The sequence below is a fragment of the Methylobacterium sp. BI1 genome (assembly GCF_056680125.1).
Map to the genome: position 1 here is coordinate 1754733 of NZ_CM155267.1, position 11837 is coordinate 1766569.

An 11837-nucleotide genomic window follows, 5' to 3' on the forward strand; every position below is an offset into this window, starting at 1 on the left:
ATCGGGTGCGCGGGCCTCCGGGACCAGGGGCATCGCCTACTCCCCTGGGGAGCCGGCACCGCCCGAGCAGGGGGCGCACGCGTTAGGCATTGCCCAAGACTAGACCCTCACGGATCGGCTCGTTCAAGGCAATTAGTCACCAGCTGTGCCAACCTCATGTTGCGTATATCGCACTTATATAAATATTAATCGATTTCATCCAGGCTATAGGTCAATCGATCGCCCGCACCCTCGCAGGCCGAGAGGATGCTCAGGCGACCCATGCGGGATCGGTTTCACAGCAACGCGGACGGCAGCATCACGATCCTGGCGACGCTGATGATCGGCGTCATGGTCGTCTGCATGGCTTTCTGCATCGAAGCGGCGAACCTCTACGTTGCGAGACTTTTGAATCAGCGCAGCGCCGATCTCGCCAACCTCGCCGCAGCCTCGACCGCGTCACCCATCGTCGACAATGCGGCCAGCCCGGAGGCGATCGCCACCGCGGCCAATGTCGTCGGCCTCAACGGTCTCTCGGACGCGACCGTGGTCACGCGGAGCGGGCCCTCACCGTCCGATGCGCGGCAGCAAGCCCTGTTCACGACGGTGACGCGGGACAGGCCGGCCACCTTTGCCGGCCTGCTCGGCTCGGGTTCCTCGAACGCCGTCCGGGCCATCTCGGCCGCCAGCCTGAACTCGGACGGGAGCGCGTCCTGCCTGGCCTCCCTGGTCGGACCCACCAATCTCTATGGCAGTGCCAGGATCACCGGTCCCGCCTGCGGCGTCAGCGCGACGACGTTCCTCTATGTCTGTGGCGCGGCCAACGTGGCGCTGGCGAAGGCGAATGTCGGCTACTCGGCCGGAGCCGAGGCTCCTTATCTCTGCGACACGGCCACGATGGCGCCGTCCGCCTCGGCCTTCGCCTACAGGGCCGTGGTCACCGATACGGTCGCCGCCGCGCCCGCAGTGGTGGATGCCAAGCGGCACATGGCCGCGATGCGCAGTCCGGGCTGGCCCTATGGCAGCCGATCCCCCCAGGCGCTCATCGCCTTCCCGGCGGTCGCGCGCGGCCCCGACAGGATCTACACGGCCGGCCAGAGCGCCACGCTCCCGCGGGACAGATACGGCGGATTGACGGTCAGCGGCGCAACTCTGAGGTTCAGTGGCAGCGGGAGCGGCGATCCCGGCTGCGCGTCGCCGACGACCTTGTCGGGGAACCTCATCCTCGGCGGAACCAGCACCCTCACCTTCGCCAGCGGCTGCTACGTCTTCGATGGGTATGTCCGCGTCGAGAATGCCTCCAACGCGACCTTCGCGGCGGAGCCCGGTGCCGCGCTCACCCTCGTCTTCCAGAAATACATTCAGAACGGCACCGGCACGCTGACCTTTCCGAACGCGACCTATTCGATCACCGGCGACGTGACGAATACGGCCAATGGAACCCTGACGTTCGGTTCAGGCACGAAGACTTTCGGTGCCGCCATCAGCAACGGCGCCGGCACACTGACATTCGGAGACGGTCTTCACGCCGTCAACGGCGGGGCGATCAGCAACGGAACGGGAGTCATGCGCTTCGGCAGCGGCCGTTTCTCCCTGTGGGGTGGCGGCATCGCGAATACGGCCGGGGGATCGATGACCTTCGGCGACGGGCCATTCACCTTCTACGGAGGGTCGATCGCCAGCAGCGGAACGCTGACGTTCGGCAACGGACCCTTCTCCTTCCAGGGTGGCTCGCTGAGCCTCGGTCCCGGGTCGGACACACGCTTCGGCGTCGGCGACGTGGATTTCTACGGCGGCACCATCAGCCTCGCCGGCGACAACGTCACGTTCGGCTATGGCGGCTCCGCCGTGACAGGGGCCTCGACGGTCTCGCTCTCCGGGGGCACGCTGTCCCTGACGACCCGGAACCTGACGGCCCGCGGCGTCACCTTCGTGTACGACGGCGGCACCATCAGCTGGTACGGCGTCGGCACGATCATCGCGACCGCGCCCACAAGCGCGAATCCCCGTTGGGGGCACCAGAACCTGCTGGTGATGGTCCTGGGGGGCGCCTTCAACATCTATCAGGCGAACAATGCCGCCGACACGATGTCGGGACTGGTCTATGTGCCGCTCTCCAACGCGTCGATCTACGGGAGCCAGACCATCACCTACCCGCCCGGCGGCTGCTTCGGCATCGTCTCCGGCGTTCTCGACATCTATCAGAACGCCCGCCTGAGCGTCGCGCCCTGCCTGGGGTTGACCATCGGCGGAAGCCGCGTGACCCCGGTGATGGTGCAATGAGCCGCCATCGCTTCGCGTGGCCGATCGTCCGCTTCGCGTCGGCGCGGGACGGGATCGCGGCCGTGGAATTCGCCCTGCTGGCGCCCGTTCTGCTCCTCCTGATGATGGCGTCGCTCGGCTTCGGATACGCGTTCTTCCTCAAGCTGCGCGTCATCGACGCGACCTCCGCGGCCGCGATCTATGCCTTCCAGAACGGGTCCACCCTGGATGCCGGCAACCTCGCGGCGTTTCTCGCCAAGGTGAATGCCGTCGTCGTCGACCTGTCGGGACTGACGCCCGCGCCCGTCGTCAGCGTCCTGGTGAACAATGCGCCCGATGCCCGTGCGCTGGACGGCTTCTACTGCGCATCGGGCAAGCCCGCCGCCTGGTCGAGCACCGGCACGGTCGTCAGGTCCTGCGGCGGGAACGTCCTGTCGGCGAAGTTCATCACGATCTCGGTCTCCGCCTCGCAGGCCTCCCTGTTCCAGCTCGGCGACATTCTCCCGGCGATCCTCCTGACGCGCGACGTCGCCGTGGTTCGCCTTCCATGATCCGTCGTTTCCCAGCGGATCAGGGCGGCACGACCGCCATCGAGTTCGCCATCCTGTCCCCCATCGTCCTGGCGATCCTCCTGGGCACCCTGGCGCTGGGCCTGGGATTCTGGATGAAGAACGCCCTGCAGCAATCCGCGACCGAAACGGCCCGGTGCATCGCGATCGGCGCCCCGGCCTGCACGGCCACGGCCGCCGCCTGCGACTCCGCCGTCCCGGGAATCTGCTACCTCGAGCGGGTGGCGTCCCAGCGCGGCCTGTCCGGTCTTCAGGCGCGGCACGTCGCCATCGACCGCAGCCGGACCTATGGCGCCGTGAGCTTCACCACCGTCACGGTCACCTACCCGGTCGATCTGCTCGGCTACCGCTATGCGCTCGTCGTGAACGGGCATTTCCCGAACGGCGTCTGATGGGGCGTTTTCGGTCGGGCGGACGCCCTGTCAGAGGCGGGCCAGCAACTCGGCCTTCTTGGCGGTGAATTCGCCCTCGGTGAGGATCCCTTTGCGGCGCATCTCGGACAGGCGCTCGATCGTCGAGAGCACGTCGCTGCCGGCCACCGGCGCGGAACTGCCCGCCTGCGGCGCCTCGGCGCCCGGGTGACCGGCCTCGAACGGGTCAGGGGCGAAGGGACGGGTCTCGCCGCGCTCGGCCTCGTCGAGGCGCTTCAGGCTGGCGAGATCCACGGGTCCGCCGGGGCCGGAGAAGCGCAGGCTCGTGCCGCTGCCCTGCTGCTGCGAGACGCCGCTGATGGCGTGGTCGCCGGTGTCGTAGATCGCGGCCCGCCCCTCCGATTCGACCACGAGGCGCCGCTGGGCCGGGAAGTAGGCGTAGCGCATCCCGTTCTGCGAGCCGGCGGTGGCCGGTGCGCCCCATTCGGCGGGCCAGGGCGCCCCGGCGCCGCGCGGCACCTCCGACCAGGCGCCCACGGGCAGCGCGGCGGCGAGGGTGGTGCAGAGGGCGTCCACCCGCGCCTTCAGGTCGGTGTTGAACATCTCGCCGATCATGGTCATGCCGGCTCCCGACCATTGGCCGAAGCCGCCGAGCTCGGGATGGTTGAACTGCGCCATCCGGCCGTGGCCGGCCTCCAGCGCCTGGACGAGGTGGCGCACGGCGTCGAGGCTGACCCGGTAGCGATCCGCGATCGCCTGCAGGCCGTTGGGCTGTTCTGTCATGCGCCGGTCTCCTCGCCCCCGGGCGGCCCCCGCCGCGCCGTCACTCGCAGTCTTGCCGCAGAAGACCTTCCGCAAAAGATCTTCTGCAAAAGACCTTCTGCAAAAGATCTGCCTCAAAAGGTCTGCCGCACCCGTTCTGCCGCAAGCGCAGGCGGTGTGGAAGCGGTTGCGACGCGCCGGGCCGTGCGATGCAAAAAGATTTGCCCCGGGGCGGACCTTCCGGCGAAGCGTGAGCGTTCCTGTTCAGGTTTCCAAGACGGGGCGACGCGCATCGCCCTGTCTCGACGCACCCATCGATACCGCCCGGAGCGAACATGGCCGACACGACGAATCCCGCGGACCGCTCGAGCCCGCAGGGCCGCGCCAAACGTTCGCGCATCAAGGAGGGCTCGCCCTATCCGCTCGGCGCGAACTGGGACGGCCTGGGGGTGAACTTCGCCCTGTTCTCGGCCCACGCCACCAAGGTCGAGCTCTGCCTGTTCGACGATGCCGGCGAGAACGAGATCGAGCGCATCGAGCTGCCCGAGTACACGGACGAGATCTGGCACGGCTACCTGCCCGACGCCCGGCCGGGAACGATCTACGGCTACCGCGTCCACGGCCCCTACGAGCCGAAGGCGGGTCACCGCTTCAACCCGAACAAACTGCTCATCGACCCCTACGCCAAGGGCCTCGTCGGCTCGATCACCTGGAACCCGGCGCTGTTCGGCTATCAGATGGAGACCGGCGACGACCTGACCTTCGACGACCGGGATTCCGCGCCCTTCACCCGGCGCAGCCGCGTCATCGACCCGGCCTTCACCTGGGGGCGGGATCGCAAGCCGCACGTGCCTTGGGAGAAGACCATCTTCTACGAGACCCACGTGAAGGGCTTCACCAAGATGCACCCGGCGGTGCCGGAGAAGCTGCGCGGCACCTATGCGGGCCTCAGCACGCCGGCGGTGCTCGACTACATCAAGAGCCTCGGCGTCACCTCGGTGGAGCTCCTGCCCGTCCACGCCTTCGTGCAGGACGACTACCTGCAGGAAAAGGGCTTGGTGAACTACTGGGGCTACAACACCATCTCGTTCTTCACCCCCGCCCGGCGGTACGCCGCGGTGCCCGACTTCGCCTTCTCCGAGTTCAAAGAGATGGTCGCGCGGATGCACGGCGCCGGCCTCGAGGTGATCCTGGACGTGGTCTACAATCACACCGCCGAGGGCAACGAGAAGGGGCCGACCCTGTCGTACAAGGGCGTCGACAACGCCTCCTACTACCGGCTGATGCCCAAGGAGCCGCGCTACTACATCAACGACACCGGCACCGGGAATACCTTCAACCTGTCGCATCCGCGCGTGCTGCAGCTAGTGACCGACTCCTTGCGCTACTGGGCCACCGAGATGCGGGTCGACGGCTTCCGCTTCGACCTCGCCACCATCCTGGGCCGCGAGCCGCACGGCTTCGACGAGGGCGGCGGCTTCCTCGACACCTGCCGGCAGGACCCGGTGCTGAACAGCGTCAAGTTGATCGCCGAGCCCTGGGATTGCGGCCCGGGCGGCTACCAAGTCGGCGGCTTCCCGCCCGGCTGGGCCGAGTGGAACGACCGCTTCCGCGACGACGTGCGCGGCTACTGGCGCGGCGACGAGGGCATGCTGCCCGATCTCGCCGCCCGCCTCACCGGCTCGGCCGACAAGTTCAACAAGCGCGGGCGCAAGCCCTGGGCCTCGGTGAACTTCCTCACCGCCCATGACGGCTTCACGCTGAACGACACCGTGTCGTACAACGAGAAGCACAACCTCGCGAACGGCGAGGACAACCGCGACGGCCACTCGCACAACCTGTCGAACAACTACGGAGCCGAGGGGCCGACGGACGATCCGGAGATCCGCGCGGTGCGCCTGCGCCAGATGCGCAACATGCTGGCGACGCTGTTCCTCTCCCGCGGCACCCCGATGCTGCTGGCGGGCGACGAGTTCGCCCGCACCCAGAACGGCAACAACAACGCCTATTGCCAGGACAACGAGATCTCCTGGCTGGACTGGGAAGCGGTCGGTCCCGAGGAGCGCGATCTGGCCGAGTTCACGCAGCGACTGACCCTGCTGCGCGAGGCCCTGCCGATCCTGACCCGCGGACGCTTCCTCACGGGCGCCTACGACGAGGAGTTCGGCGTCAAGGACGTGACCTGGCTGCGGCCCGACGGCGGGGAGATGTCGCCGGAGAACTGGACGCAGGGCGATGCCCGGGCCATCGCGGTGCTGCTCGACGGCCGGGCCCAGGCCTCGGGCATCCACCAGCGCGGCGGCGACGCGACCCTGCTGCTGCTCTACAACGCCTACCACGACCTCGTGTCGTTCACCCTGCCGGAATCGGTGGGCGGCGTCGGCTGGACGCGGCTCCTCGACACCAACCTGCCGGACAGCCAGGAGGTCGTGAGCAAGCCGATCGGCGCGACCTACGAGGTCACCGGCCGCTCGATGCTGATGTTCGTCCTGAAGCCCGAGGAGGTGGACGGCGTCGAGGCCACCGAGATGGAGCGCTCGTACCAGCACGTGATGCAGGCCTTCGAGCGGGCCAACGTCCACAGCGTCCGCTTCGAGACCGAGCAGCGCTGAACCGCCCCGGTCCGCCGCGCGCATCCCCGCGCGCGGCGGTCCCTCTCCGAATCGTCATGCCGGCCGGTGGATGTCGCCGCCGGTGCAGGGAACGATGATGGCGCCGGGTGTTTGACCCGTGTAAGGGGCGGCCTGTCAGGATCGCCTGCCAGAAGGTTCGCCTGACAAGCCCCGCCGATGTGATAGCGCGACGATGATCGACACGCCCAAGATGCCGCCGAACGGGGCGCTCGCGCAGGACCCGATCCCATCCCCGGCCGAGACCCCGATCAGCCCGGAAGCGGCCTTCTTCTTCGCCTCCGTGGCGGCCTCGCGCATGCCGATGGTGGTGAGCGACCCGCGCCTGCCCGACAATCCGATCATCTTCACCAACGATGCCTTCCTGGAGATGACCGGCTACCGCCGCGACGAGGTGCTGGACCGTAACTGCCGCTTCCTGCAGGGGCCGGACACCGATCGCGGGGCGGTGCGCGAACTCGCGCGGGCGATCGCGGCCCGCGAGAACGTCGCCACCGAGATCATCAACTACCGCAAGGACGGCACGCCGTTCTGGAACGCGCTCTTCGTCTCGCCGATCTACGACGCGCACGGGACGCTGGTGTATTTCTTCGCCTCCCAGCTCGACGTCTCGCGCCGGCGCGACGCCGAGGAGGCCCTGGGCCAGGCGCAGAAGATGGAGGCTCTGGGCCAGCTCACCGGCGGCATCGCCCACGACTTCAACAACCTGCTGCAGGTGATCGTCGGCTACGTCGACATCCTGGGCGCCGGCCTCGACGATCCGACGGCCGACCGCAACCGCCTGCGCCGCGCCACCGACAATATCCGCACCGCCGCCGAGCGCGCCACCACCCTCACGCAGCAGCTGCTGGCCTTCGCCCGCAAGCAGCGGCTCGAAGGCCGCTCCGTGAACCTGAACACCCTGGTCCAGGGCATGGCCGATATGGCCGGCCGGACGCTGGGCGAGACCATCAGCCTCGCCTTCGACCTCGGCCCCGAGCTGTGGAACTGCCGGGTCGACCCGAACCAGGCCGAGGTCGCACTGCTCAACGTCTTCATCAACGCCCGCGACGCGATGCCGGAGGGCGGCCGCCTCACGGTGCGGACCGAGAACCACGTCATCACCGGCGACGTGGCCGGGCCCCTGGCCCCCGGCCGCTACGTCACCATCAGCGTGACCGATACCGGCAGCGGCATCCCGGCCCACGTGCTGGCCCGGGTCATGGACCCGTTCTTCACAACCAAGGAGGAGGGCAAGGGCACCGGGCTCGGCCTGTCGATGGTCTACGGCTTCGCCAAGCAGTCGGGCGGCGCCGCGCGCATCGAGTCCGTTCTCGGGGAGGGGACCGTGGTGCGCCTGTCCTTCCCGGCCACCGAGACCGCGGTGCTGGAAGCCGCGCCCGCCGCGGAAGGCCCCCAGGAGGGGTCCGGCACCGAGACGATCCTCATCGTCGACGACCGCGAGGACGTCGCCGAGCTCGCCCGCACCATCCTGCGCGACTTCGGCTACAGCACCCTGATGGCGCAGAACGGCCGCGAGGCCCTCGAGGTGCTGGAGAGCGGGAACGCCATCGACCTGCTGTTCACCGACCTCATCATGCCGGGCGGCATGAACGGCATCGCCCTGGGCCGCGAGGCCAAGCGCCGGCGCCCGGAGCTCAAGGTCCTGCTCACCACCGGCTATGCCGAGGCCAGTCTGGAGCGAACCGATGCCGGGGGTTCGGAGTTCGATCTCCTGAACAAGCCCTACCGCCGGACGGACCTGGTCCGCCGCGTCCGGGCGATTCTCGACGGGCCCGCCGCGGTCGGCTGACGCCCCGCCCGGGTCCTCCAGCGGAGTGGGTTCGCGATGAGCCAGGGCGACAAGTCGAAGTACACCGACAAGCAGATCCGCAAGGCGGATCACATCGCCGAGTCCTACGCGGCGCGCGGCGTGCCCGAGAAGGAGGCGGAGGCGCGGGCCTGGGCGACCGTCAACAAGGATGACGGCGGCGGCAAGAAGCCCGGCGGCTCCGGCCGCGGCAAGGCGAGCAGCCACCCGGCGGCCCATCGCGGCGGCAAGGTCGGCGGAAAGGCCTCGGCCGGTCGCAGCGCCGAGGAGCGCTCGGCCTCCGCCAAGAAGGCCGCCGTCACCCGCAAGCGCAACGCGGAGGCCGCGCGGCACGCCTCCTGACGGCTGTCTCGGTCATGGCGGACTGAGCGCGGAGGACCGGCTGATCCGACCCGTCTCGGGTGTCCGATCAATGGGTCGATCACTGAGCTGCTGGCGCGCGATCGATCGACGGTCCAGGCGATCGCGGGCGGCCCCCCGTCATTCCGGAGCGCCGCAGGCGAGCCCGGTCCTGGAGGGGCTCGCCGGAGGCGTGCGATCCAGAACCGCCGCCGATGGAAAGTCCTGCACCACCTGTGTGTCTGGATCCCGGGTTCCGCTCCGCGGCCCCGGGATGACGGTGCGCTGCGTGGGCATTCGCCGAAGGACGCGCCCGCGCGGACGCCTCTACAATCGAACGCGGGGTAGCCCAGTGCCCCCCGCGAACGCTCGGACGGAACCGCCCGGGTGAGCCCTGTCAGGCCATCGCGGTCTTCAGGTGCTGGTCGACCTTGTCGAGGAACCCGGTGGTCGAGAGCCACTTCTGGTCGGGGCCGACGAGCAGGGCCAGATCCTTGGTCATGAAGCCGGCCTCGACGGTGTCGACGCAGACCGTCTCCAGGGTGTTGGCGAACTTCGCGAGCGCCGCGTTGTCGTCGAGCTTGGCGCGGTGGGCGAGTCCACGGCTCCAGGCGAAGATCGACGCGATGGAGTTGGTCGAGGTCTCCTTGCCCTTCTGGTGCTCGCGGTAGTGCCGGGTCACCGTGCCGTGGGCCGCCTCGGCCTCGACGGTCTGGCCGTCCGGGGTGAGCAGGACGGAGGTCATCAGGCCGAGCGAGCCGAAGCCCTGGGCCACGGTGTCGGACTGCACGTCGCCGTCGTAGTTCTTACAGGCCCAGACGTAGCCGCCCGACCACTTGAGGGCCGAGGCCACCATGTCGTCGATCAGGCGGTGCTCGTAGGTGATGCCGGCCGCGTCGAACTTCGCCTTGAACTCGTTCTGGAAGACCTCCTCGAACAGGTCCTTGAACCGGCCGTCATAGGCCTTGAGGATGGTGTTCTTGGTCGAGAGATAGACCGGGTACTTGCGGTTCAGGCCGTAGTTCATCGAGGCGCGGGCGAAGTCGCGGATCGAGTCGTCGAGGTTGTACATCGCCTGGGCGACGCCGGGGCTCGGGAACTTGAAGACTTCCTTCTCGATGACCGTGCCGTCCTCGCCCTCGAACTTGATGGTCAGGCGGCCCTTGCCCGGCACCTTGAAGTCGGTGGCCTTGTACTGGTCGCCGTAGGCGTGGCGGCCGACGACGATTGGCTGGGTCCAGCCCGGGACCAGGCGGGGCACGTTCTTGCAGATGATCGGCTCGCGGAAGATGACGCCGCCGAGGATGTTGCGGATCGTGCCGTTGGGCGACTTCCACATCTCCTTCAGGTTGAACTCCTTCACCCGGGCCTCGTCGGGGGTGATGGTGGCGCACTTCACGCCGACGCCGTGGCGCTTGATCGCCTCGGCGGCCTGGACGGTGACCTGGTCGTTGGTGGCGTCACGGTGCTCGACGCCGAGGTCGTAATATTCGAGGTTGAGGTCGAGGTAGGGGTGGATCAGCTTGTTCTTGATCTCGCTCCAGATGATCCGGGTCATCTCGTCGCCGTCGAGTTCGACGACCGGGTTCGCAACCTTGATCTTGTCCATCTGCAGCACACCTTCCTGGGCCGGGGCGTTCACCGGCGTCGCACGCCTGCGGAACGCAAGCCGGATGCCGATCTGGCGCCGTCCTTAGCCCGGGTGGTCCCGGGGCGGAAGCAGGCGGCTCCCCCCAGGGCCATGACAAAAGTTTTGGCCTGTCAGGGACCGGCGACGAGGCGGGCCTTGCGGGTCGCCTGGTCGAACATCGCGTTCAACGCCTCCTGGATCTCGCTGGCCGAGCTCGCCGTGCGGAAGTAGCCCGGGGAGGCGCAGGTCTGCAGGGTCTGGGGAACGCTCGGAATGAGCCCGTTCACCACCACGTTCTCGTAGCCGACATTCGTATTGAACGGGATCGCGAGGGGCACGTAGGGAATGTAGAGCACCGAGACGGTGACGCCCTTGTCCTTCAGGGTCTTGCACAGGGACGGATCGAGGAGCTTCGCCTGCGATCCGGTCCAGCCGGTCTTGTTGTCCCAGTACTGGTTGTTGCCGATCCCATCGGTGATGAAGAACACGAACGGCAGCGCCTTGGCGGCGCTGGAGCCGTCGCCGATGACCTTGATCTTGGTGTTGATGGTCGTGAAGACGTTCTCGTAATGCGTCCCGCCGCTGCCGCGCGGAACCGTCGAGTCGCCGATATCCATGTAGTTCTCGAGGTTCACCGTCGTGAGGGAACCCAGGTTCGTGGTGATGTCGGCCGCCGTCTCGAGGTAGCTCACGAATGGATAGAGCCCGATCCGGTACTGGTTGACCAGGGTCTGGTTGGTCTGGGCCTTGGCGATCAGTTGCTGCACCGCGTTGCTCACCGTGGCGATGCGCAGCTCGATGTTGTTGCTCTTGGCGAGGTTGAAGCCCTTCCAGCCGGAGAAGTGGCACGCGAAGGCGCAGTTGTTGCCCTTGGCATCGGCCATGTCGGGGTTGAGCTTGGCGAACTGGGTCTGCGCCGTGCTGGAGGTCGGGAACCCCATCGAGCCAGAGGTGTCGAGGAGCAGGTAGAAATCGGCGTAGTTGCTGAGCGTCAGGCTGGAGGTGGATTTGCCCGAAACCTGGATCGCCGTCAGATCGCCCAGGACCTTGCTGAAGGGCGAGACGAAGCTCGAGCCGTAGGTCGCCCGGGCGGTGATGACGCCGGCGGTCCGGGTGACGGTCAGGTCCGGGACCAGCGGCATGCTGTTGAGCATCGCCCCGGCATTGACCTGGAAGGCCGCCAGCCCGCGCGTCTTGGCCAGCGCCAGGGCCGAGGCCGTCGGGTCGGTCTCGTTCTTGGGATTGGTGGAGATGTAGTCGCGGGCCGTCGCGATCGCGGTGATCGTGGCCGCATCGGCGGCGCGGTCGAAGTGTGTGCGGTAGTTGATGCCGCGCACGTAATCGATGCCCAGTCCGGTCAGGCCGATCAGCGGGATCAGCGCCAGGGCGAAGACCATCAGGACGTTGCCGCCGGTGTCATCGCGCAGGCGCCGCAGCAGGTGCCGGGGCCGAGGGATGCGGTGCGGGGAGTCGGCGCGCATGGGA

Annotated in this window: 9 protein-coding genes; 6 read left to right on the forward strand and 3 right to left on the reverse strand. The window is 68.0% G+C overall.

Features of this window, described 5'->3' with window-relative positions; genetic code table 11:
- Positions 1 to 261 precede the first annotated feature (261 nt).
- From AC1MGR_RS08285 to AC1MGR_RS08295, 3 genes are read left to right on the forward strand one after another with little or no spacing between them, the layout of a single operon-like run.
- On the forward strand, positions 262 to 2262 hold the full coding sequence (locus AC1MGR_RS08285) for a hypothetical protein (RefSeq protein ID WP_480234271.1): 2001 nt from the start codon (positions 262 to 264) through the stop codon (positions 2260 to 2262).
- Positions 2259 to 2792: a TadE/TadG family type IV pilus assembly protein gene (locus AC1MGR_RS08290; protein ID WP_480234272.1), complete on the forward strand. Its 534-nt coding sequence runs from the start codon at positions 2259 to 2261 to the stop codon at positions 2790 to 2792. The genes AC1MGR_RS08285 and AC1MGR_RS08290 overlap by 4 nt, the downstream gene beginning before the upstream one ends.
- Positions 2789 to 3202, forward strand: coding sequence for a TadE/TadG family type IV pilus assembly protein (locus AC1MGR_RS08295; protein WP_480234273.1), 414 nt, complete (start codon positions 2789 to 2791; stop codon positions 3200 to 3202). Before AC1MGR_RS08290 ends, AC1MGR_RS08295 begins: the two co-directional genes overlap by 4 nt.
- A 30-nt stretch (positions 3203 to 3232) precedes the next feature.
- On the opposite strand, the gene AC1MGR_RS08300 is transcribed toward AC1MGR_RS08295, so the two are convergent.
- Entirely contained in the window at positions 3233 to 3964 is a 732-nt protein-coding gene (locus AC1MGR_RS08300; protein ID WP_108034591.1) for an SHOCT domain-containing protein, read from the reverse strand.
- 314 nt (positions 3965 to 4278) lie between these two features.
- Between AC1MGR_RS08300 and glgX the strand changes: the two genes are divergently transcribed.
- The 3 genes from glgX (at position 4279) to AC1MGR_RS08315 (ending at position 8725) form a co-directional block, all read left to right on the forward strand.
- Positions 4279 to 6555: a glycogen debranching protein GlgX gene (gene glgX, locus AC1MGR_RS08305; RefSeq protein ID WP_108034592.1), complete on the forward strand. Its 2277-nt coding sequence runs from the start codon at positions 4279 to 4281 to the stop codon at positions 6553 to 6555.
- Positions 6556 to 6748: 193 nt separating this feature from the next.
- Positions 6749 to 8365: a histidine kinase famiy protein gene (locus AC1MGR_RS08310; RefSeq protein ID WP_480234274.1), complete on the forward strand. Its 1617-nt coding sequence runs from the start codon at positions 6749 to 6751 to the stop codon at positions 8363 to 8365.
- A gap of 36 nt (positions 8366 to 8401) precedes the next feature.
- The gene (locus tag AC1MGR_RS08315) at positions 8402 to 8725 is read left to right on the forward strand and encodes a plasmid stabilization protein (protein ID WP_480234275.1); all 324 of its coding nucleotides are present in this window, start codon (positions 8402 to 8404) and stop codon (positions 8723 to 8725) included.
- Between the two features lie 394 nt (positions 8726 to 9119).
- Here the strand turns inward: AC1MGR_RS08315 and AC1MGR_RS08320 are convergent, their stop codons facing one another.
- Positions 9120 to 10331, reverse strand: a complete 1212-nt coding sequence (locus tag AC1MGR_RS08320) for an NADP-dependent isocitrate dehydrogenase (protein WP_108034595.1) — start codon at positions 10329 to 10331, stop codon at positions 9120 to 9122.
- Positions 10332 to 10483: 152 nt separating this feature from the next.
- Positions 10484 to 11833: a pilus assembly protein TadG-related protein gene (locus tag AC1MGR_RS08325; protein ID WP_181259576.1), complete on the reverse strand. Its 1350-nt coding sequence runs from the start codon at positions 11831 to 11833 to the stop codon at positions 10484 to 10486.
- Positions 11834 to 11837: the final 4 nt, after the last annotated feature.